Source organism: Akkermansia sp. JRP_AM1 (genome assembly GCF_049262625.1).
Taxonomy (GTDB): Bacteria; Verrucomicrobiota; Verrucomicrobiia; order Verrucomicrobiales; family Akkermansiaceae; genus Akkermansia; species Akkermansia massiliensis.
Window position 1 is genome coordinate 774,470 of record NZ_CP118234.1, and the last position, 20,738, is coordinate 795,207.

General features: G+C 59.2%; 22 protein-coding genes and 1 pseudogene. 12 read left to right on the forward strand and 11 right to left on the reverse strand.

All coding sequences use genetic code 11. The features are described from left to right. Window positions 1-94: 94 nt before the first annotated feature. From PVA48_RS03595 to rsmA, 6 genes are all read right to left on the reverse strand, one after another. Window positions 95-907, reverse strand: a complete 813-nt coding sequence (locus tag PVA48_RS03595; RefSeq protein ID WP_146019179.1) for a hypothetical protein — start codon at window positions 905-907, stop codon at window positions 95-97. Between the two features lie 56 nt (window positions 908-963). Continuing rightward, window positions 964-1,227, reverse strand: coding sequence for a hypothetical protein (locus PVA48_RS03600; protein ID WP_022398161.1), 264 nt, complete (start codon window positions 1,225-1,227; stop codon window positions 964-966). Window positions 1,228-1,361: 134 nt separating this feature from the next. Then, a complete protein-coding gene (locus tag PVA48_RS03605; protein ID WP_215458508.1) occupies window positions 1,362-1,640 on the reverse strand; it encodes a TfoX/Sxy family protein in 279 nt (92 codons plus the stop codon). A gap of 117 nt (window positions 1,641-1,757) precedes the next feature. Then, window positions 1,758-1,955: a hypothetical protein gene (locus PVA48_RS03610; RefSeq protein ID WP_309556964.1), complete on the reverse strand. Its 198-nt coding sequence runs from the start codon at window positions 1,953-1,955 to the stop codon at window positions 1,758-1,760. Between the two features lie 2 nt (window positions 1,956-1,957). Further along, on the reverse strand, window positions 1,958-2,218 hold the full coding sequence (locus PVA48_RS03615) for a hypothetical protein (RefSeq protein ID WP_423232240.1): 261 nt from the start codon (window positions 2,216-2,218) through the stop codon (window positions 1,958-1,960). Further along, on the reverse strand, window positions 2,211-3,584 hold the full coding sequence (gene rsmA, locus PVA48_RS03620; protein WP_423232241.1) for a 16S rRNA (adenine(1518)-N(6)/adenine(1519)-N(6))-dimethyltransferase RsmA: 1,374 nt from the start codon (window positions 3,582-3,584) through the stop codon (window positions 2,211-2,213). Before rsmA ends, PVA48_RS03615 begins: the two co-directional genes overlap by 8 nt. 359 nt (window positions 3,585-3,943) lie before the next feature. Here rsmA and galE point away from each other — a divergent pair, with 359 nt between their 5' ends. The 9 genes and pseudogenes from galE (at window position 3,944) to PVA48_RS03665 (ending at window position 12,321) form a co-directional block, all read left to right on the forward strand. Beyond that, window positions 3,944-4,933, forward strand: coding sequence for a UDP-glucose 4-epimerase GalE (galE, locus tag PVA48_RS03625; protein ID WP_102721324.1), 990 nt, complete (start codon window positions 3,944-3,946; stop codon window positions 4,931-4,933). A gap of 387 nt (window positions 4,934-5,320) precedes the next feature. Then, the gene (locus PVA48_RS03630) at window positions 5,321-6,844 is read left to right on the forward strand and encodes a prenyltransferase/squalene oxidase repeat-containing protein (RefSeq protein ID WP_215451168.1); all 1,524 of its coding nucleotides are present in this window, start codon (window positions 5,321-5,323) and stop codon (window positions 6,842-6,844) included. A gap of 150 nt (window positions 6,845-6,994) precedes the next feature. Then, entirely contained in the window at window positions 6,995-7,654 is a 660-nt protein-coding gene (locus PVA48_RS03635; RefSeq protein WP_423232242.1) for a hypothetical protein, read from the forward strand. A gap of 29 nt (window positions 7,655-7,683) precedes the next feature. Beyond that, window positions 7,684-8,496: a prenyltransferase/squalene oxidase repeat-containing protein gene (locus PVA48_RS03640; protein WP_257229026.1), complete on the forward strand. Its 813-nt coding sequence runs from the start codon at window positions 7,684-7,686 to the stop codon at window positions 8,494-8,496. 229 nt (window positions 8,497-8,725) lie between these two features. Further along, window positions 8,726-9,322, forward strand: coding sequence for a hypothetical protein (locus PVA48_RS03645; RefSeq protein ID WP_423232243.1), 597 nt, complete (start codon window positions 8,726-8,728; stop codon window positions 9,320-9,322). Then, window positions 9,253-10,248 carry a hypothetical protein gene (locus tag PVA48_RS03650; RefSeq protein WP_423232244.1) on the forward strand — a complete coding sequence of 332 codons (996 nt, stop codon included), beginning with the start codon at window positions 9,253-9,255 and terminating at the stop codon, window positions 10,246-10,248. Before PVA48_RS03645 ends, PVA48_RS03650 begins: the two co-directional genes overlap by 70 nt. Window positions 10,249-10,404: 156 nt before the next feature. Then, the gene (locus PVA48_RS03655; protein ID WP_022398168.1) at window positions 10,405-10,932 is read left to right on the forward strand and encodes an STAS domain-containing protein; all 528 of its coding nucleotides are present in this window, start codon (window positions 10,405-10,407) and stop codon (window positions 10,930-10,932) included. Window positions 10,933-10,999: 67 nt separating this feature from the next. Continuing rightward, window positions 11,000-11,653, forward strand: a pseudogene (locus PVA48_RS03660) (DUF2851 family protein); the annotation flags it as partial. A gap of 74 nt (window positions 11,654-11,727) precedes the next feature. Next, on the forward strand, window positions 11,728-12,321 hold the full coding sequence (locus PVA48_RS03665; protein WP_423232491.1) for a DUF2851 family protein: 594 nt from the start codon (window positions 11,728-11,730) through the stop codon (window positions 12,319-12,321). Window positions 12,322-12,589: 268 nt separating this feature from the next. On the opposite strand, the gene PVA48_RS03670 is transcribed toward PVA48_RS03665, so the two are convergent. After that, window positions 12,590-14,944, reverse strand: coding sequence for a glycoside hydrolase family 95 protein (locus PVA48_RS03670; protein WP_180971658.1), 2,355 nt, complete (start codon window positions 14,942-14,944; stop codon window positions 12,590-12,592). Between the two features lie 665 nt (window positions 14,945-15,609). Between PVA48_RS03670 and PVA48_RS03675 the strand changes: the two genes are divergently transcribed. Beyond that, complete coding sequence (locus PVA48_RS03675; protein WP_423232245.1) at window positions 15,610-16,326, forward strand: hypothetical protein; 717 nt, start codon at window positions 15,610-15,612, stop codon at window positions 16,324-16,326. Window positions 16,327-16,389: 63 nt separating this feature from the next. Here the strand turns inward: PVA48_RS03675 and PVA48_RS03680 are convergent, their stop codons facing one another. The 4 genes from PVA48_RS03680 to PVA48_RS03695 form a co-directional block, all read right to left on the reverse strand. Further along, window positions 16,390-17,751: an LTA synthase family protein gene (locus PVA48_RS03680; RefSeq protein ID WP_423232246.1), complete on the reverse strand. Its 1,362-nt coding sequence runs from the start codon at window positions 17,749-17,751 to the stop codon at window positions 16,390-16,392. Next, entirely contained in the window at window positions 17,724-17,999 is a 276-nt protein-coding gene (locus PVA48_RS03685) for a hypothetical protein (RefSeq protein WP_423232247.1), read from the reverse strand. The genes PVA48_RS03680 and PVA48_RS03685 overlap by 28 nt, the downstream gene beginning before the upstream one ends. A gap of 382 nt (window positions 18,000-18,381) precedes the next feature. Then, the gene (locus PVA48_RS03690; RefSeq protein WP_423232248.1) at window positions 18,382-18,579 is read right to left on the reverse strand and encodes a hypothetical protein; all 198 of its coding nucleotides are present in this window, start codon (window positions 18,577-18,579) and stop codon (window positions 18,382-18,384) included. Continuing rightward, window positions 18,555-19,517, reverse strand: coding sequence for a radical SAM protein (locus PVA48_RS03695; protein WP_423232249.1), 963 nt, complete (start codon window positions 19,515-19,517; stop codon window positions 18,555-18,557). The genes PVA48_RS03690 and PVA48_RS03695 overlap by 25 nt, the downstream gene beginning before the upstream one ends. Before the next feature lie 209 nt (window positions 19,518-19,726). Between PVA48_RS03695 and PVA48_RS03700 the strand changes: the two genes are divergently transcribed. Continuing rightward, window positions 19,727-19,912, forward strand: a complete 186-nt coding sequence (locus PVA48_RS03700; RefSeq protein WP_423232250.1) for a hypothetical protein — start codon at window positions 19,727-19,729, stop codon at window positions 19,910-19,912. Window positions 19,913-20,030: 118 nt separating this feature from the next. Then, complete coding sequence (locus PVA48_RS03705) at window positions 20,031-20,651, forward strand: uracil-DNA glycosylase (RefSeq protein WP_423232251.1); 621 nt, start codon at window positions 20,031-20,033, stop codon at window positions 20,649-20,651. The last annotated feature ends 87 nt before the right edge of the window (window positions 20,652-20,738 follow it).

A 20,738-nucleotide genomic window follows, 5' to 3' on the forward strand; every position in this document is an offset into this window, starting at 1 on the left:
CTAGGAGAGCACCGCCACCTTTCAGAGGTCTTTCCCAAGGGCATAAAAAAGCCCCGCGGCACAAGCCGCAGGGCAAAAACGGAACAGGCCGGGATTATTCTTCGCCGGAATCCTCTTCGGAATCACGGTCTTCCTCCGGAGAGGAAGCTTTTTCCTGCTGCTGGGGGGCGGCCTTCTGGGCGTGCTTGCGGCGGGATTCTTCCATCATGAAGAATTCCGCGCAGCGGAAGGCGCGGCGCGCGGCTTCACGCGCCGTCTGGTCGTCCATCAGGGCAAGCCCTTCTTCAGACACTTCCGCCAGGAACATTTTCCAGGCGCGGGAGGCCACTTTCTTGCCATCCAGCTGCTTGAAGGAAGCGGAGTCCTGCATGGGCTGGCGGTCTTCTGAGCCGTTGCCCTTTTTATTGCGGCGGCGGCGCTTGCGCTTGTTGAAGGAACCTTCAGAAGCTCCGCCCACGGTTTCCGGCTGGGCAAAGGAGTCTCCGCCATGCTGTTCATGGCGTTCCTGCTGTTCCGGGTTGCGGTTGGGGCGGAAGGATTCGCGCTTGACCTTGACCGGAGCGGCAGCCTGGGGCCTTTGGGAAGCCTCGGGAGCGGTATTTTTTTCAACGGGAGCGGCGGGAGCCGGAGTCACGGAAGGAGCCGGCGCTTCAGCGGCGGGGGCCTTCTTGTCAGCCGCCTTTTTGGCGGGTTTCACGGTTTTTGCCTTGGCCGCGGTTTTCGGGGCGGACTTGACCGTTTTGATTTTGGGCGCTTCTACGGAAGCGGCGTCAGCAGCGGGCTTCTTTTCAGCCGCGGCGGCCTTCTTGGTCGTAGAGGCCGTCTTTTTGGCAGCCGTTTTGCGGGCAGCCGTTTTTTTGGCTGCGGACGCTTCCGGAGCACCTGTTTCTAATGGTTTTTTTGCCATAAAATTTCAAGTGAAAGAAAGGATTATGAATCAATTCCGGAGATTGTCGAGATTTATCACGGAGCCTCATCCGGAAGGGCCGGCAAATCTTTCAAAAGCGCCTTGTACTTTCCCGAATCAAAGGGGCGGCCGCCCACCACCATCTCATTAATGGTGATGGCAAGGGCCTGCGCCATCAGTTCCAGGGCTTCCTGCTCTTCCAGTTTTTCCCGGCCCGTCAGGCGCTCCAGGCAGGCCTTGACATAGGCAGTGTCCGGCGCTTCCAGCTGCTCCCGCACGGCAGGCACCAGCGTTTCAATCATTTCATCCGGTATTTCCATAAGATTTTCCTTCTGCTGTTTGGATTACCCTAACGAAGTTCAGGAGAATTTTCCCCGTCCGCCCCTGAATTGCGCTGCCAGGATGCCGGCTCCGTAAAGGTAATATTAATTTTTCAATAATTTGATTCCAATGATCAATCCTCGATTTTTGCCTTTAATTCTTCTTTCAATTCAGAGGGAGTGTCATTCCAGTGCAAGTTCAGCAACGCCCCTTCCAGAGAATACAGGTAATAACATACAGGCACCGTCTTGTCAGGATAGTTACCGCATATTTTTTTAAATGCCTCAACGGAAGTCATTTTCTCAAGATCAGCCAAGGTGAACACACCGATTTCATTAAGGCATTTTTTTATAGCCGCCCCGATGTTTTTTGCCTGCCTTAAATCGCTTGTTATCTTGAATTTCATTTTCATTGCGGCTTATTTACCGTCATCTCACTTTCGATTCCCTCCCGGTTTTTTTATCGCAACATGGCTGATGTTCCGGGTTGCTGCTCCGTTCCATTTCCACAGGGATGCCTGCTGTTTTCCCTACATGGCGCCCATGCGGCTGCGGATGACGGATTGCAGCTCCGTTTCAAATTCCCTCAGGTCATCCGCCGTGGGTTCCCCGAGCGTGGCGTCCCAGTTGATGCGGCCCGTGCGGTCGATGTCCCACACGCCCTGGGCTCCGCTCCTGAACAGAATCTTGCCGGCCATCAGGGCATGGGGAGGCGTTATCTCATCCACGGTTACCTGGGTTTTACCCAGCAGAGAGGCGGGGGAGCCGCCGCTCCGGAAAGCTCCGCCGGCTGCTCGGCCTGGGGTTCCGGTTCCGGCTGCCTGATTTGAATATCCAGGTCCTGAAGCAGGAACCTGGTATCCATGAATGTCAGCTTGATGCCCAGGTCTTCATGCAGCCTCTTCTGGATGGCGTTTAAATCCAGCCCTTCTTCCGCCCAGTCCCGGATGGACCGGACCTGCTCCGGAGATAATTGATCAGGGTTAATCATGATATGTATTTGAGTTAGAATGATGCCTTTTTGTTCGCGGCCAGCCATGCATTCCAGCACGGAATGAACGCGGGGAGAAGTCCTGCGGGCGACGCTCCACCCATGCCTGGATTTGTTCCGGCGTAAACCACTGCACGCTATCCACTTCCGCCGCGGGAAAACGAACTTTCCCGGAGTACCGCCCTTCATAGAGCGCGATGAATTCCCAGCCGTTGTTTTCACCTGCGTCAAAGTCCGCAATTTTCCGCAGCTCGCAGCCGGAGATGCCCAGTTCCTCCTTCAGCTCCCGCGCCGCGGCCTCCCCATAGCTTTCCCCGGCATCCAGATGCCCGGCAGCGGAGGAATCCCACTTGCCCGGCTGCCTGTCCTTCCACAGCGATCTTTTCTGGAGGAGCACAGCCCCATGCTTGTTGACCAGGAACATGTGCACGGCGCGGTGGAGAAGGTTCCCTTCATGGATTTCCCGGCGCGTGCCCTGCCCCGTCATCTGGTTGAGTTCGTCCACCACGTCAAACAATTCGTCCCCGCTCTGCGCCACGTCCTTGAGGGGGTTGGCGTCGTAAGCCCGCGCCAGCTCCACCCACTGGGCCAAATTCAGTTCCTCGGCCCTGGCGGAAGGGGAAAGTCCCAGGGAGGCGGCTACTTCCTCCCACGGAGGGGACGCCGGAAGCTGTTTTTTCAACTGCTTGCGCCTCTGGGAGAAAGCCTTGCGCATCAGCTCGTCCATCAGCCGGTCGTCATACGGGGGCAGGTCGCGGACGGGGCGCGGCGTGAGCAGCATCACGGTGGAATCAATCCGGGGCCGGGGATGGAACGCTTCCGGGGGAATAGTTTTCAGGGCGCGGGGAATCCAGTTTTTCTGGATGCGCAGGGACAACAGCCCGAAGGCGTCGTCATCCGGAGTCGCCAGAATGCGGTCGATGAATTCCTTCTGGAGCATCACCACGGCCCGTTCCACGGCGCTGGGCCTGGACAGGAAGTTCTGGAGAATGGCGCCTCCCGCGGAATAGGGAAGGTTGCCCAGGAACTTGACGGGAGCTTCCGCAAACAATCCCCGCGGGTCCCAGGACGCGCCGTCCGCATGGTGAACCTCCACATGGGGGTCTCCGGCCCAGCGCTCTTTCTGGTATTCCGCCAGGCGGGAGTCGAATTCCACCAGAATCAATTTGCGGCAAAGAGGGGCGGCGTGCTCCGTCAGGGCTCCGGTTCCGGGCCCTACTTCCACCACGCAGTCCTGTGGCTGAATTTCAAGCTGGCCCACAATCCAGCGCGCCACATTTTCATCCGTCAGGAAGTTCTGTCCCAGGGATTTGCTGGGGCGCACTTCGTGATCTTCCAGAACATTCCTGATCTCGGACGGTTTCATAATAAGGGGATGTTCTCAAAAATGCACATCAGGAGCCAGTAAAAAGCGGGGCAGTTTCCGGCATGAAAACGGAGGGCGGCCCGCACGCCGCCAGAGGAAAGCGCCCGGACCATGCAAAGGAGCCTTGCCCCTTGCGCACCGGAACGGGAGCGTTGCCGCCCCATGCGTCCGGCATCCTGCGCATGAGCGGCGGCAGACGTATCACAAATTGACAAAAAGGGGAAAACATGTCACTTTTACAGGTGTCCAGAACAGTGACGCAGCCTGCCGCAAACCGGAAGTTTCCGCAGGTTCCGGCGCGTACGGACACCCTTGCCGGAGAAAAGGTTGAACCGGCCCAACAGCAATTTGATAAGATCATGAAAGTACTTGTAACCGGCGGCGCCGGATATATTGGTTCCCACACGGTGCGCCAGCTCGTCAAAATCGGCGCTGACGTGACTGTGCTGGACAACATGGTGTACGGCCACATCGGAGCCCTCGTGGACCCGGAGGTGAAACTGGTCAAGGGCGACCTGGGAGACGCCTCCGTCGTGTATCCCCTCCTGATGAAGGGCGGCTTTGACGCCGTGATTCACTTTGCCGCCTTCATCAACGTGGGAGAGTCCGTCCAGGACCCCCTCAAGTACTACATGAACAACATCGCCCGTCCCCTCGTCCTCCTGGGAGCCATGCAGGCCGCCGGCGTCAAGCGCTTCGTCTTCTCCTCCACCTGCGCCACGTACGGCGTCCCCACCCAGATTCCGATCCCGGAAACGGAAAAGCAGGATCCAATCAATCCTTACGGCAGCTCCAAGTACATGCTGGAAAAGGTCTGCAAGGATTGCGACCGCGCCTGGGGCCTCAAGAGCGTTTTCCTGCGCTATTTCAATGCCTCCGGCTGCAGCGAGGACGGCCTGATTGGTGAAGACCACGACCCGGAAACCCACCTCATCCCCAACATCCTGCTCACGCTGACCGGGGAAAAGGAATACATCGAAGTCTTCGGCACGGATTACGATACGCCGGACGGCACCTGCATCCGCGACTACATCCACGTCAACGACCTGGCGGACGCCCACCTGAGAGCGGTGGACTACCTGATGAAGGGCGGCTCCACGGAATGCTTCAATCTGGGAACCGGCCTGGGGCTTTCCGTCCGGGAAATCCTGGAAACGGCTGAAAAAGTCACCGGCAGGAAAATCCCCGTCCGCTACGGTCCGCGCCGCGAAGGCGACCCGCCCCGCCTGATTGCCAATCCCAAGAAGGCCAGGGAAATCCTCGGCTGGGAAGCCCGCTGCAAGGACGCCGGAGCCATCGTGGAAACAGCCTGGAAGTGGATGACCGGTCCGCGCCACGGCCACTATTGATTCCCTTTCCTGCCTTAAAGGATCATTCCCTTTCCGCCCTGCCATGCAGCCCATGGCAGGGCTTTTTTCGCAAAACGAACGGCATCCGGCTTTTTCCATGGTCAGCCTGTGCAGGGAAAACACGCGCCTGAACATGCGGGACATTCCTTCCGTATTCCCCAGCCTTCTTCATCCGCACCCGGGACAGCCCATGCTCCGGCCCGCAAACAAAACCAGGAAACGCTCCTCCCCAGCCCGGACGACTGCCATAAAACTCGTAAACCGCTCACCATAAAACACCGTTTTATTCATATCTGGTCATCATGCAGACCAGAGGAATATTAACATCTTTGCACTCGCCCCAACCGGAAAAAACGTTATATTATTCTCAGGAACCTCCCTTACTGCATGAGCCTGCACATTGAAAGTACCGAAGACGCCCTTGCGGAATTGAAGAAACAGCGCGTCAAGACGCTGACCGCCGCCATTTCCGTCTCCTTCCTCGGCGTCGCCCTCATGGGCCTTCTCCTTTATTTGGTGCATATCATCGTCGCCATTCCGGAAGATCCCCCCATGGTGGCCTACGCCACCCAAGAAGGCGACAATCCGGATATCGACACCCCGGAAGTCACCCAGACCACCCAGCGCCCCAGCAGTTCTTCCACTGCCGCGCAGGTGAAAGTGATTGCCGCCGTAGCCACGGCGGACGTCGCGGTGGTCAATCCGGACATTGAAGTGGACGTCCCCTCGGAAGAGCTTTCCATGGGCATCGACATCGGCGACGGCTTCGGGACCGGCACGGGCGACGGGGACGGAGGCGGCATTCCCGGCATCATCTCCAAGCGCTGCGACCTGAACGACCGCATGAAGCGCATCACGGAAAACGGGGGCACTCCCCAGTGCGAGGAAGCCGTGGTCAAATCCCTCAAGTGGCTCCAGAAGCAGCAGAACAAGGACGGCTCCTGGGGCGGGACTCCCCAGAATTACAAGTGCGCCATGACGGGCCTGGCCCTGCTCTCCTACCTGGCCCACTGCGAGACCCCTCTTTCGGAAGACTTCGGGGAGACCGTCCTGAAGGGCATCTCCTTCCTCGTGGACCAGGGCGTGAAGAATCCCGTCATTTCCCTGGTGCCCCAGAGAAACGAGGTCAGCTATGACCACGCCGTAGCCACCTACGCCCTGTGCGAGGCCTACACCTTCTGCAAGCAGATGGACATTCCCTCCATCGCCAACCTGGAAAAAGTCGTCATCAAGGCCGTGGACAAGATTCTGGACAACCAGAACGTCGATGGCGGCTGGGCCTACAATTACAACACGAAGGCAGGCGCCCACACGGACCTTTCCGTCACCGGCTGGAACGTGCAGGCCCTGAAGGCCGCGGAGCACGGCGGCATCCGCCCCACCAAGGGGGAAATACGCACGGCCCTGCGCAAGGCGGCCTCCTATTGCCGCAAGTGCGGCAAGCCTGACGGCCTCTTCACCTATATGCAGGAAGGCCGGGAAGACGCTACGGCCCGCCCCTCCCTGGTGGGCGTGGGCGTGCTTTCCCTGCAAATGTGCGGCAGCGGCTCGGACAGCACGGCGCGCAAGGGGCTGGACTGGATGCTCAAGAATACCAACCAGCCGTTCAACTGGAAGGCCAACAACACTTCCTCCAACCTCTACCAGCATTACTACGGGGTGCAGGCGGCCATGAACCGCGGCGGCGATGTCTGGAAGGCTTACAACAGGGCCTTCCGTGACTCCACCCTCGGCGCCCAGGCCTCCGACGGGAGCTTTGCCCCGAACGGCTTCCCCGGGCCGGGGGGCCTCGTGAACACCAACGGGGGCAGCATCAACGACAAGATTTACCGCCAGTGCCTCGCCACGCTGATGCTGGAGGTGTATTACCGCTTTCTCCCCGGGACGGGAGAAGGCACCAAGAATTCCTAATCTGATTGACAGACCGGCGCGTCTGGTTTTAGTATGCTGCCAGCCTCGTAAACAGGCAGGCCAGCAGCATCTACCTGCAACCGGGCAATTCTCCCCATTTTTCAAGGATGCGGGAGCTTTTGCCGTTGCACCAACCAGACACGTCCCTCTATGAGTCTCCACATTGAAAGTACCGAAGACGCCCTTGCGGAATTGAAGAAACAGCGCGTCAAGACGCTGACCGCCGCCATTTCCGTCTCCTTCCTCGGCGTCGCCCTCATGGGCCTTCTCCTTTATTTGGTGCATATCATCGTCGCCATTCCGGAAGATCCCCCCATGGTGGCCTACGCCACCCAAGAAGGCGACAATCCGGATATCGACACCCCGGAAGTCACCCAGACCACCCAGCGCCCCAGCAGTTCTTCCACTGCCGCGCAGGTGAAAGTGATTGCCGCCGTAGCCACGGCGGACGTCGCGGTGGTCAATCCGGACATTGAAGTGGACGTCCCCTCGGAAGAGCTTTCCATGGGCATCGACATCGGCGACGGCTTCGGGACCGGCACGGGCGACGGGGACGGAGGCGGCATTCCCGGCATTCTTTCCAAGCGCTGCGACCTGAACGACCGCATGAAGCGCATCGCGGAAAACGGCGGCACCCCGCAGTGCGAGGAAGCCGTGGTCAAGTCCCTCCGCTGGCTTAAAAAACAGCAGAACGGCAACGGCTCCTGGGGTGAAGGCCAGTTCCGCGCCTCCATGACCGGCATCTCCCTGCTGGCCTACCTGGCCCACTGCGAGACCCCCCTTTCCGAGGAATTCGGGAAAACGTCCTGAAGGGCATCTCCTTCCTGGTAGACCTGGGAATGAAAAATCCCGTCATCTCGGAACAGCCCGCCTTGAAGGAAATCTGCTATGACCACGCCGTAGCCACCTACGCCCTGTGCGAGGCCTACACCTTCTGCAAGCAGATGGACATTCCCTCCATCGCCAATCTGGAAAAAGTCGTCATCAAGGCCGTGGACAGGATCATTGACGCCCAGTGCCCCAACGGAGGCTGGGCCTACAGCTACAACAACAAGATCAATCCGGACATCGACCTTTCCGTCACCGGCTGGAACGTGCAGGCCCTGAAGGCCGCGGAGCACGGCGGCATCAAGCCCACCAAGGGGGATATCCGCTCCACGCTGCGCAAGGCCTCAAGCTACGTGCGCAAGAATGTGATGCCGGACGGCAAGTTCGCCTACAAGGAAAACGGCAACATGCCCCGCTCCTCCCTGGTAGGCGTGGGCGTGCTTTCCCTGCAAATGACGGGCAACGGTTCTGACAGCGCCGCCCGCAAGGGGCTGGACTGGATCAAGAACAACGTCAAGACCCTCCAGTGGGGCCAGGGCAGCGGCACGGAAAACGTCAAGAGCAACCTTTACATGCACTACTACTGCGTGCAGGCGGCCATGAACCGCGGCGGAGACGTCTGGACCTCCTACAACAAAGCGTTCCGGGACGCCGTGCTCAGCGGCCAGAATGCGGACGGCAGCTTCCGGAAGAACGATGTGGGTTACGTTTCCGGCATGACCGGCAAGTCTGAAAACATCTACCGCCAGTGCCTGGCTACGCTGATGCTGGAAACCTATTACCGCTTCCTGCCCGGTACGGGTGAAGGCACCAAGAATTCCTGACGAAATTCACCGGCTTTTTCGCAGCCCTCTTTCCTTCCCGGGAAAGGGGGCTTTTCATATCCCTCGCGCGGAACGGGAGGCCGCTTTTCTTCCGCCAGGGGTATTTCCAAGCCTTCTTAAGTAACATTTTAATAACAACATGCTAAATATAAGTATATTATAAATTTTTAACTTGTACCTGCGCACTCTTGGGGAGATGGTGGAATCCTAATCAAACCCCATTCCTTCCATGAGCCTGCATATTGAAAGTACAGAAGAAGCCCTTGCGGCACTGAAACAACAGCGCGTTAAAAACCTGGCCGCGGCGGTCTCCGTCTCCGCCCTTGGCGTCGCCATGACGGGCCTCCTGCTCTACCTGGCAAATATCATCACGTTCCTTCCGGAACCGCCTTCCATCATTACCTATCCGTCGGAAAACCAGGGACCGGAGGAACCCGACACACCCGAACTCGTCAGGAAAGCCACACGCCCTTCCAATTCACCTGCCGGCCAGCAGGTGAAAGTCATTGCCTCCAGCACCCCCCTGCATATTGCCGTGCCCATTCCGGATTTGGAACAGGATGCTCCCACGGAAGAGTTTTTCACGGGTATTGAAATCGGAGACGGAATCGCGTTCGACGACGGAGAAGGCCCGGGATGGGACAAACCGGATACAGACGTCCTTTCCAAGCGCTGCGACCTGAACGACCGCATGAAGCGCATCACGGAAAACGGAGGCACCCCGCAGTGCGAGGAAGCCGTGGTCAAATCCCTCAAGTGGCTCCAGAAGCAGCAGAACAGGGACGGCTCCTGGGGGACGGCCCCCAGAATTACAAGTGCGCCATGACCGGGCTCTCCCTGCTCTCCTATCTGGCCCACTGCGAAACACCTCTTTCCGAGGACTTCGGCGATACTGTCCTGAAGGGCATCTCCTTCCTGGTGGACCAGGGAATGAAATCCCCCGTCATCTCCCTGGTGCCGCAAATGAACGAGGTCAGCTATGACCACGCCATCGCCACCTATGCCCTGTGCGAGGCCTACACCTTCTGCAAGCAAATGGACATTCCCTCCATCGCCAACCTGGAGCAAGTCGTCACCAAGGCCGTGGACCAGATTATGAAGGGGCAGAATGCCAACGGCGGCTGGGCCTACAATTACAACACCCAGCCCGGAGCCCACACGGACCTTTCCGTCACCGGCTGGAACGTGCAGGCCCTGAAGGCAGCCGAACACGGCGGCATCAAACCTTCCAGGGGAGAGATACGCGCGGCCCTGCGGAAGGCGGCCATGTACTGCCGCAAAACCGCCCTTCCGGACGGCCTCTTTTCCTACCAGGAAAACGGCCGGGAACCACGGGCCTCCCTGGTGGGCGTGGGCGTGCTTTCCCTGCAAATGTGCGGCAGCGGCTCGGACAGCACGGCGCGCAGGGGGCTGGACTGGATGCTCAAGAATACCAACCAGCCGTTCAACTGGAAGGCCAACAACACTTCCTCCAATCTCTACCAGCATTACTACGGGGTGCAGGCGGCCATGAACCGCGGCGGTGACGTCTGGAAGGCTTACAACAGGGCCTTCCGTGATTCCACCCTCGGCGCCCAGGCCTCCGACGGGAGCTTTATGCCCAACGGCTTCGGAGGTCCCGGCGGAGTGGTGCAGACCAGCCAGAACCGGCATGCCAACGATAGAATTTACCGCCAGTGCCTGGCTACGCTGATGCTGGAGGTGTATTACCGCTTCCTCCCCGGCACGGGGGAAGGCGCCAGGAATTTCTGAACCGCACGGCGCTCCCTCCACACAACGGGAAGAGAGCCGCCGGAGGCAGGCCCCGCACACGGGGGATACGCCTTCTTCCGGCGGCGCGCATGTTAAATCCTGACTTGACCGCGGCGTCTTCTCTTGTTATTCATACGGTTTCCATTTTCCAACGACGTGAATAACAATTCTTCCATCCTTTTCGGCCTTTTTGACGAATTTCTTTGGATCCGGTGCTCCGGACGCGGAAGTTTCGCCAACAGCCCGACCGTCAAATCCCTGGGGGATGATTACATCGCTTCCGGAGGACGCCTGATTGTCATTGACCTGGAAACCTGCTCCGGCATTGACTCCACCTTCATGGGCACTCTTGCGGGACTGTCGCGCCGGCTGCTGCCCATCGGCGGCTCCGTCCAGATCGCCTCCCCCAGCGAACGCTGCCTGAGCGCGCTGGAAAGCCTGGGACTGGACGCCCTGCTCAGCATTGAACCGCCTACAGCCCCCTGGAGGGGGAAAGTGGACCAGATACGCGCCAGCCTGGGCTCGGAGAACGCTCCCACCGTTCATCTGGATGCCAAGGACCAGACTCTGCACGTTCTCAACTCCCATCTGACCCTGAGCGAATTGAGCGAAGAGAACGAAGAAAAATTCCGCAACGTGACCGACTGCCTGAAGGAAGAACTGGAACGGCAGAAGGATAAATAACCTTCCCCCATCCAACATGGACATGCGCTCCATGGCCTCCCTGTACGGAGACGCCCGTTCCGCAGCAATGGAGGAAGGGGAAGGCGCCGTCAGGGAACCCGACTTTTCCCTCCCTGCCGGGCTTCCGGACGAGAGAACGCTCCAGCTTCTCCTGCTGGAAGGCGCATTTGGAACCTCCTTTACGGATGACCTGGGCAGGGAGGTCCGCATTCTGGACTTCGGTGACTGGAACAAATCCGCCGGACCGGATTTTCTAAACGCCAGGATCCGCATCAACGGCGTTCCGCAGGCGGGAGACATTGAACTGGACCCCGCTCCGGAAGACTGGGAACGCCACGGGCACGGCTCCAACCCGGCATTCAGCGGCGTCATCCTGCATCTCGCCTGCGCGCCCAGCCGCAGGGAATGGTTCACCCGCAACGCCAGGCACAAGCGCATCCCCCTGGCCGTCATTCCTCCCGCTGCGCTGGCGCGGGCAAAAACGGCCCCTTCCGGCAATGCCCCGGTGCGCCACTGCCGCCACGCCGACCTGTTAACCTCCATGCCTCCGGAGCTTCTGGAAACCCTCCTTGAGTCGGCAGCGGCCTACCGGTTCCGGAACAAGCACCGCCGCCATGCGGAACGCGCCAAATACGCAGGAGAAGAGCAAACCCTTTTTGAAAGCCTGGCGGAAACGCTGGGCTACCATGCCAACAAGGACGCCATGCTGCACCTGGCTTTGCGCGCCCCCTGCGCGCCATCCGGGAATGCCCGGAGGCCCTCCTCTTCGGCACGGCGGGATTCCTGCTCCCCGTCCTGCCGGATTCCTGCACGGCGGAAGCCGTGGCTCATCATAAAAAACTCTGGACCCAATGGTGGCCCCTGCGGGAACAGTTTGAACTGGCGCCGGAGCGCTCCTTCCCCTGGACGTTCTCCGGCAGCAGGCCGGCCAACCATCCGCAGAGGCGCGCGGGGGCGCTGGCCGTCATCGCAGCGGATTTTGCCACGTTCAAGCGTCTTTGCCATTCCGGCCCTGCGGAAGAACTGGCGGACTATCTTTCCTCCCTCAGGCACCCCTACTGGAGCACCCATGTGACGCTGCCTTCCGCACCGTCCCCCCGCCCCATGGCCCTGATGGGCCGGGACAGAATTCTGGACTTTACCGTCAACCACCTTTTCCCGGCGAAAGGAGACGAACATGCGTGGCTGCATTACCTCTCCCTCCGGGCCGGACAGGCGGGAACAAAAGTGCTCTCCGTCCACCAATCCCTGCTGGGCGGCAGGCCGGACGCGAAAGCCTTTCTTGCGAAGGCGTGGCACCACCAGGCCCTGCTTCAAATTCACGAGGACCTGTGCTCCCTCCATTCCTGCACCGTCTGCTCGCTGATCGGGCGCATGGGAAAGAAATGAGCGTCTTGCGCCTCTTTCCATAAGCAGGCACGCCAATTCCTCCGGATATTCCCCGGAATGTCTCCCGCCGTCTTTCCGTTAAGAGAAAAAATCCTTTCTCCGGGCAGTACTCATTTCCGTGCCTTTCCGCTCTTTTTTGAACCAAACGCCGGTTTCTTCCCGCAGTGAAGCCGGAAAAATAAAAAACTTCCAGCCCCCATAAAGAGGGAGCTGGAAGCCATGGTCATTTTCCTGCCGGAGTTGAAACCGGGTACGGAATCGCCTCCTTTTACCTGGCAGCAGCCTGCGGAGCTTCCGCACCGGGTTTCAGCGGCAGGGTTTTCATGCGGGTCATCTTTCCGTTGACGCGCACGGGCAGCACCTTGGGCTGGTCGGAATACAGCTTCACGTTGCTCACCTTGCCGTTCTTCCAGGAGAAGTCCACCGTGACGTTGCCGCGGGCTTTTAGTCCCTTCACGGAGCCTTCAGGCCACGCCTCCACAGGGGAGGGCATGATGTCCAGGCCGCCGGCATGGGATTGCACCAGCATTTCACAAATGCCGCCCACAATCCCGAAGTTGCCGTCCATCTGCATGGGCGGGTGTGTGGTCAGCATGTTCGGCAGGGTGTTGAATTTCAGAAGTCCCTGCACCATTTCATGAGCCTTGTTCCCGTCGCCCAGGCGGGCCCACAGGGCGGTGCGCCACGGCCACGTCCAGGAACGGCGGCTGTCTCCGGTCGTGCCGCGCCATTCCAGGGAGAGGCGGGCGGCTTCCGCCAGCTTGGGCGTCTTGAGCTTGCTGATTTGGTTGCCGGGGAAAACGGCAAAGAGGTGGGACGTGTGGCGGTGGTCCGTCTTGGGGATGCGGTCAATCATCCATTCCTGAAGGTTCCCTTCCTTGCCTATCTTGTTGCCGGCCAGCCTCTTCAGCTTGCCTTCCAGGCTCTTGGCCCAGGAGGCGTCCTTGCCCAGGATGCGGGCGGCCTTGATGGTGTTGGTGAAGAGTTCCGCGATGAGCTGCTGGTCGTGCATCACGCCGTCTTCACGCGGGCCGTGCTCGGGAGACCAGCCGTTGGGGGCCACCAGGGTGCCGGCCTTTACGTCAGCCAGGTCCTTCTTCTCCTCTTCGTTCGGATCCTTGCCGTTCGTCTTGAAGCCTTCGCCCCTGGCGCCCAGCTCCTTCAAATGGTCTTCCCAGAAATGGCAGATTTCCTTCATCAGGGGATAGGCCTGCTTTTCCAGATATTTCCTGTCACCGGTGAACGCGTAATGTTCCCAGACATGCAGCGCATACCACGCCGCGCCGGGAATGTTCCACTGCCAGCCGTTGCCGCCGAAGATGTTCTGGGAGGTACGCACCGTCCAGCCGCGCACGGGCTTGCCGTCCTTGGTATTGAAACCCTTGTTGGCTTGGGAGACGTCCCGGCAGCCGGGCGCCATCGCTTCCACGTAATTGATCAGCGCCTCATGGCATTCGGAAAGATTGGCGGGTTCCGCACCCCAGTACGCCATCTGCACGTTGATGTTGTTATGGTAGTCACAGGCCCAGGGCGGATTGAGATAAACATTCCAGAGCCCCTGGAGGTTGGCCGGAAGCGTGCCGGGCCGGGAGCTGGACAGGAGCAGGTAACGGCCATACTGGAACATGGTTTCTTCCAGATCGGGATCAACCGGATTCTTCTTATAGGCTTCCAGCCGCTTTGGAATGGGCAGTTTGGCTACATCCGCCTCCGTCTTGCCGAAGTTGACCTTTACCCGGTCAAACATGGACTTGTACTGGGCGATGTGCGCCTGTTTCAGGGCGGCATAATCCGCAGAGGCCGCCTTGGCCGCATAACGGTCCAGCTTTTTGGCGGGGGCCTCTCCCTTCCAGTCCTTCTTATAGTCCATCAGGTAATCCGTCTCCATGGCGATGACGACCATGCAGGAATCCGCGTTCTTCACGGAAATCTTATCGTCCGCAGTGGAAAGCGTACCGCCTTTGGGACGGATCAGGACACGGCCTTCATAATTCATGCCGTTTTTCAGGGTTCCCTTCCAGGTGATGACGGGGCCCTTGGCGGAAATAGCCGATTCAAGCTGGCTGTTGATGGAAAAATCCGCGCTGAACTGGCCGGGCTTGCTGGCCTTGTACTCCAGCACCAGCACATTGGCGGGCGTGCTGGCGAACGCTTCGCGGTCATACGTCACGCCATCCGCCTTGTAATTCACCTTGTGGATGCCGTCCCGCAAATCCAGGGCGCGCGTAAAATCCTCCACGGAAACGGAGGCTGGCTGGTCCCCCTTTTTAAAGTCTACGAACAAATCGCCGAAAGGCAGGTAGTTGCCGAACTGGTTCGTCCCGGCATTGAGCCCGTAACCATACCCACCGCCGGGATTGGGGCCGCCGGACCACAGGCTGATTTCATTCAGGGCAAACCGCTCGCGGTTGGGCGCGCTGAAAATCATGGCCCCCACGCGGCCGTTGCCGATGGGATACCCTTCCGCTTCCCAAACGGCGGAAGGCTTCTTGTATTTGCCGAAATTACCGTCGGGGTTCTTGTCCTCCTGCGGATAAACAACTACGGCCGGTTCATCAGACCAGATCAGGTTGGAGGCGGAAGGCTTGTCCAGGGCCCCCCAACCCAGAGAAACGGAGCTCACCGCAACGGCAGATAGAAATAGAGATTGGAGATGCATGCTTTAATGAGGATGTCATATATTTACTGCCGCCGCAATCTCTATCTTTCAGCCTTTTCAACTTACCCTCACGGCATGACGCACCCCTTTCCGCCGTTCTTCCTCCTGACCCGGCGCCTGTTCCGCAAATGGTAGCGCGGACAGTAAATTTCCTTGTCTTTGAGGGGCGCGCGCCTACCGTAGGCAAGCATGTTTAAACGACTTCTCTCCGCATTTTTTTCCTTCGCCCTTCTCGGGACGGCTTCCGGAATATCTTCTGCCGGGGTCACCGTTCCGGACGTTCTGAAAGACCGGATTGCCCTGAAAAAAACGGCCCAGCAGCTCAACGTCGTTTACTTTCTGGGCAGTGACACGGAACCCGTTCCGGATTACGAACGGCGCCTCAGCGAACTGCTGCTTTACCTCCAGCAGTTTTACGGCAGGGAAATGCAGCGGCACGGCTACGGCGCGCGCTCCTTCGGCCTGGACATCAAATCCCCCGGCCGCGTGAACATCATTGAATACAAGGCCAAGAACCCGGCGGCGCACTATCCGTATGAAAACGGCGGCGGCTGGAAGGCCGCGCAGGAGCTTGAAGAATTTTCAAGGCCAATCCGGACAGGAAAAAAAGCCAGCACACCCTGGTCATCATGCCTACCTGGAACGATGAAAAGAACGGCCCCGACAATCCCGGCGGCGTTCCCTTCTACGGCATGGGCCGCAATTGCTTTGCCCTGGATTATCCGGCCTTTGACATCAAGCACCTGGGCCAGAAAACCAGGGAAGGGCAGCTGCTGACCAAATGGTACGGCGGCCTGGCCCATGAGCTGGGCCACGGCCTCAACCTGCCCCATAACCACCAGACCGCCTCGGACGGCAAAAAGTACGGCACGGCCCTGATGGGCGCGGGAAACTACACGTTCGGCACCAGTCCCACCTTCCTGACCCCCGCCAGCTGCGCCCTGCTGGACGCCTGTGAAGTGTTCTCCGTCACTCCGGCACAGAAATTCTATGAAGGCAGGCCGGAGGTGGAAATCAAGGACACGGCCATTTCCTTCAAGGGAGACCAGATTCTCATCTCCGGAAGCTACAAGAGCCCCCAGACCGTCAAGGCGCTGAACGTCTACGTCCAGGACCCGCCCTATGCGGTCAACCAGGACTATGACGCCGTTTCCTTCTCCCAGCGCCTGGGGAAAAAGAGCGGCAAGTTTTCCATGAAGATTGACAAGAAGGAACTGGACGGGCTGACCAACAACGAATTCCGCATTTCCCTCATGTTCATCCTCGCCAACGGGCTGCACATGCAGAAGCATTTCACGTTCCACTGGGACGCCCTCCAGGATTACAGGGACGAACCCAAATCCTGAACCGGTTCCCCTCCCTTGGCGGATTGCCGCGGAGACGGCGGCATCCGCATCACGGGAAAGGGCTTATTCCTTCAAACTGGTGCGCCAGCCGGAAGCGTGCTGATAATAATAAACCGCCTCCTTTTCCAGCTCCTTCATCCGGGCATCCGGCTTCACAGGCTCCCCGTCACGGAAAAACTCCGCGCCGCGCTGGGGTTTAAGCACCACCATGTCCCTTCCCTTCAAGTAGCCGATGTACTGGTAATTGCTCACGAAATACCGGGACTGGTAGGAGGGTTTCAAGGCGTCCTTTCCATAAAACGCCGCATCATACGGCCATTTCAGCAGGCCGAGCAGGGTGGGCAGCACGTCAATCTGGCTGACAGGCGTCTCAATCCGTTCCGGCTTCAGCAGGGCCGGAGCGTAGAAAATGGAGAAAATGCGGTGCGTTTCCGGATTAAGCGTCTGTTTCCCGGCGCTGCCCGCGCCATGGTCCGCCACAAACACGAACAGCGTATTCTCAAACCACGGTTTGCTCCTGGCCTCCTCCACAAAGGCCCCCACGGCATAATCCGCGTACTTGACGGCGCCCATGCGCCCGGTATGGGAAGGAATGTCTATGCGCCCTTCCGGATAGGTATAGGGGCGGTGGTTGGACGTGGTGAACACCACCTGTAAAAAAGGAGAGCCGCTTTTGAAGGACTCATCCGCCTCACGCACGGCGCGGCGGAACAGGTCTTCATCACAGACGCCCCAGATGGTGGAATGGGTCACCTCTGAATCATCCATGGAATTGCGGTCCAGAACCTGGAAGCCGTTGTTCCCGAAGAAGTAATTCATGTTGTCAAAATACCCGTAGCCGCCGTAGATCCACTTGAGGTCATACCCCTTGTCCCTGAATATGGACCCGATGGTCTGCAAATGCTCATTCCCCTCCTGGCGGAGGATGGACATGCCGGGCAGCGGCGGTATGGACGTGCTGACCGCCTCCAGCCCGCGCACGGAGCGGGTGCCCGTGGCATAGGTATTCGGGAAGAAAATGCCCTCTTTGCCCAGACGGCTCAGGCACGGCGTGACATTCGCGCCGTCCTCCCGGCACTCGTTTAAAAACTCCGCCCCCATGCTCTCCATGACCACAACCACGACGTTGGGCCGGATGGCTTCCCCGGAGGGGCGCACCCGCCTCTTCACGCTGCCTGATGCGGCGTCAGGCACGGACGTGTCATCCGCCGTGAATTCCCGGGCCAGAAACGCCGCCGCATCCGCGTCCGGCAGCGTCTTGTAATAATCGCGGTAGTCCAGTTCATTCTTGAGAAAGGCGCTGAACAGGCTGTAAAGGCCGTCCTTGGCCATTTCCGAGTTATAGCGGTTGTTCACGGCATCCGCATCCTTGATGTCCACCAGCCAATACCCTCCCGTTATGCACGCCAGCAGGAACAGCACCACGCAGCCCCGCTTCCACCCCGCGGGAGCTCCCCATGGCGGGGAACCAGAAAACGCTTCATCCCCCAGACGGCCAGGACGGATACAGCCAGAATGGCGATAAGAATCGGGATGATGGGGTAGGATTCATAAATATTCCCGATCACCTCCTTGGTATAAATCAGGTAATCCACCGCAATGAAATTGAAGCTGGCTTCAAACTCATTCCAGAAGAAGGCTTCCGCCACGTCCTCAAACAGGTTGGCGAGCACAAACAGGAAAAACCATGCGCAGGTGATCCACCGGTCCGCCTTTCCCCCGCCCTACCGCGCGGCAGAATCCACAAATAAACGGCATAAGGGATGAGCCAGTAGCACATGGTGATGGAAAACTCCGTCACGAAAATGTATGCCGTCTTCAGAAGGGGAATGACCCCGAAATCCATGTTGCGGTATTCAAAAAACACCGTAAACAGGTTTTCCACCGCCTCAATACCGAACGCGAGCAGGAGGAACGGCCAAAACCTCCCCCAATAATAACGAATCATCGTCCCCGGAAATATGACAGACGGGGCATGCCGTCAATGCTCCATCACAGCATCACGCAAGTATGGCTGTCATTCCGCAGAGCGGCCGCCGGGCATCCGGACTCCCTTTACACCACATCCAGCGCGGCGTCCCAGTCCTTCCAGACAGGCTCCAGGCCCGCATTCCGGATGGCGCCGACCACCTGTTCCGGAGTGCGCTGGTCGGAAATCTCAAACTGCTCCGTTGCCTTGCAGCGCCCTTTCCGGTCCTCGGGAAGGTCCACCTGGTTTCCCCGCACCGTCAAATGGGCGGTGGCCGTTCCCACCCCGTGTAGCCCCCCGGTTCCGTACGGGCAATGGCGGACATGTGGGTCATGCCCAGATGCATCAGGGCATCCCTCATCGGCGCGGGTTCACGGGTGCTGACGGACATGCCTATCCTGGGGAAGCAGATGCGCAGGGCGGCCATAAGCTGGACAAAATGGCGGTCGTCCAGCATCAGTTCCGGATCGGGTTCATACTCGTAATTCCCGGCGTAGGGACGCATGCGCGGGAACGCCACGGAAAGCGCGGACTTCCAGCAATGCTTCTGCAAATAGTCCAGATGGGCGGCGAGCGCCATGGCCTCCCGCCGCCAGGGGGACAGGCCGAACAGGGCGCCTATCTGAATGCGGCGGAAGCCGCCCTGGTAGGCGCGTTCCGGGCAATCCAGCCGCCAGTTGAAATTCTTCTTCATGCCCGCCGTATGCAGGGTTTCATACACCTCCCGGTTGTAGGTCTCCTGGTACACGGCCAGTTGTTCCGCCCCATGGTGGACGATTTCCGCATAGCGGTCGTCCGGAAGCGGTCCTATTTCCAGCCCCAGCGAGGGGATAAAGGAATGCAGCGCGTCCAGGCATTCCTGCATGTACCCGTCTGAAACGAACTTGGGATGCTCCCCGGCCACCAGCAGGATGCTGCGCAGGCCCAGCCCGTGCAGGTAGCGGGCCTCCTGCACCACTTCATCCACCGTAAGGGTGGTGCGGATGATGGGGTTGTCCCGGGAAAAACCGCAGTACTTGCAATTATTGATGCATTCGTTGGACAGGTAAATGGGGGCAAAGAGACGGATGGTCCGGCCGAAATGCAGGCGCGTCAGGCGGCGGCTCTCCTGCGCCATCGCCTCCAGGCGGGCGTCGTCCACCGGTTCCAGCAATGCCATGAAGCGGCGCACCAGGGAAGAGGGATGGTCCATCAGACCGTTTAATTCTTCAGAAAAGGACATAGGAAGATTAAATAAAATTTGAGAGAGCCGGCTGCCCAAGGCCATTTCCACGCCTGAACCGGAGAAGCCCAATTTGCCTCTTCCCTCACAAAGGATTCCATCTTTTACCGTGTCATTTCCCGGAGCGGAGCGCTCCATGAGGAAAGAAGGGCCCCTGCAAATCGTCGTGACAGACGGCCTCTCATGGACTAATCTGGCCTTATCCTCCCATGACCGCCACGCCGAACAGCCTTTTCCGCCATTATCTCGATTCCCTGATCCAGCAGGGAACAACGCGCACGAGCCTGACGGATGAAGCCAGAAACGTTCTCAGGACGTGGTACGTGACCGCCAAACAGGGAAGCCGCCCCGCCGCTGCCGTTCCCGCAGCTCCACCCTCTCCCCGTTTCTCCTGAACCGCCGCCCCAGGCGGAACCTGCCCCGGCCTCCGTATCTTCCGGGGCACCGGAACCGCCGGAGCTCTTTCCGGAGAGCCGGGAACCGGCCTCCACCGTCGCTCTCCCGGAAGGGACGATGGAAGACAAGCTGCAATACCTGCGGGATCTGGCGCAGAACTGGCAGCCGGCGCGGGAGCTCAATTCCCTGCGGGACACCATGGTCTTTGCCACGGGCAATCCCCATACGGAGCTCATGCTCATCGGGGAAGCGCCGGGCTATTATGAAGAAGTGCAGCAGGAGCCCTTTGTGGGCCGCGCCGGGGAAAAACTCAACCAGATATTGAAGGCCATGGGACTCTCCCGAGACATGGTCTACATCTCCAACATCGTCAAATTCCGTCCTGCGCTGCCTAACCAGCGGACCAACAACCGCGCCCCCACGCCGGAAGAAATTGAAGCCTGCCTGCCCATCATCATGAATGAAATCCAGGTCATCCAGCCGAAGATGATCGTAGCCCTGGGCGGGACAGCCGCCGTGGGGCTGCTGGGGATACAGGGTTCCGTCAGCTCCATGCGCGGCAGGTTCCACGACCTCAATGGCATTCCCGTGCGCGTTACCTACCATCCCAGCTACCTGTTGAGATCAGACAGCCCGCGGGAAAAACGCAAGGTCTGGGAAGACATGCTGGCCGTCATGGAACGCCTAGGCATGCCCATCTCGGAAAAACAGCGCGGCTACTTCCTGCCCAGGGAATAAAACCGGGAATTCCTGCATGCCGCCCTTCTCCCGCCACGGTAGCTGAACGGCTGTTTTTTCATGGAAAACCTGCGGAACGGTCCGTTC

Excerpts from the sequence above, each read along its gene's own strand:
- PVA48_RS03595 (WP_146019179.1), bottom strand. The coding sequence starts at position 907 with ATGGCAAAAAAACCATTAGAAACAGGTGCTCCGGAAGCGTCCGCAGCC.
- PVA48_RS03600 (WP_022398161.1), bottom strand. The coding sequence starts at position 1,227 with ATGGAAATACCGGATGAAATGATTGAAACGCTGGTGCCTGCCGTGCGG.
- PVA48_RS03605 (WP_215458508.1), bottom strand. The coding sequence starts at position 1,640 with ATGAAAATGAAATTCAAGATAACAAGCGATTTAAGGCAGGCAAAAAAC.
- PVA48_RS03615 (WP_423232240.1), bottom strand. The coding sequence starts at position 2,218 with ATGATTAACCCTGATCAATTATCTCCGGAGCAGGTCCGGTCCATCCGG.
- rsmA (WP_423232241.1), bottom strand. The coding sequence starts at position 3,584 with ATGAAACCGTCCGAGATCAGGAATGTTCTGGAAGATCACGAAGTGCGC.
- galE (WP_102721324.1), top strand. The coding sequence starts at position 3,944 with ATGAAAGTACTTGTAACCGGCGGCGCCGGATATATTGGTTCCCACACG.
- PVA48_RS03630 (WP_215451168.1), top strand. The coding sequence starts at position 5,321 with ATGAGCCTGCACATTGAAAGTACCGAAGACGCCCTTGCGGAATTGAAG.
- PVA48_RS03635 (WP_423232242.1), top strand. The coding sequence starts at position 6,995 with ATGAGTCTCCACATTGAAAGTACCGAAGACGCCCTTGCGGAATTGAAG.
- PVA48_RS03640 (WP_257229026.1), top strand. The coding sequence starts at position 7,684 with ATGAAAAATCCCGTCATCTCGGAACAGCCCGCCTTGAAGGAAATCTGC.
- PVA48_RS03645 (WP_423232243.1), top strand. The coding sequence starts at position 8,726 with ATGAGCCTGCATATTGAAAGTACAGAAGAAGCCCTTGCGGCACTGAAA.
- PVA48_RS03675 (WP_423232245.1), top strand. The coding sequence starts at position 15,610 with ATGCCTACCTGGAACGATGAAAAGAACGGCCCCGACAATCCCGGCGGC.
- PVA48_RS03695 (WP_423232249.1), bottom strand. The coding sequence starts at position 19,517 with ATGTCCTTTTCTGAAGAATTAAACGGTCTGATGGACCATCCCTCTTCC.
- PVA48_RS03700 (WP_423232250.1), top strand. The coding sequence starts at position 19,727 with ATGACCGCCACGCCGAACAGCCTTTTCCGCCATTATCTCGATTCCCTG.
- PVA48_RS03705 (WP_423232251.1), top strand. The coding sequence starts at position 20,031 with ATGGAAGACAAGCTGCAATACCTGCGGGATCTGGCGCAGAACTGGCAG.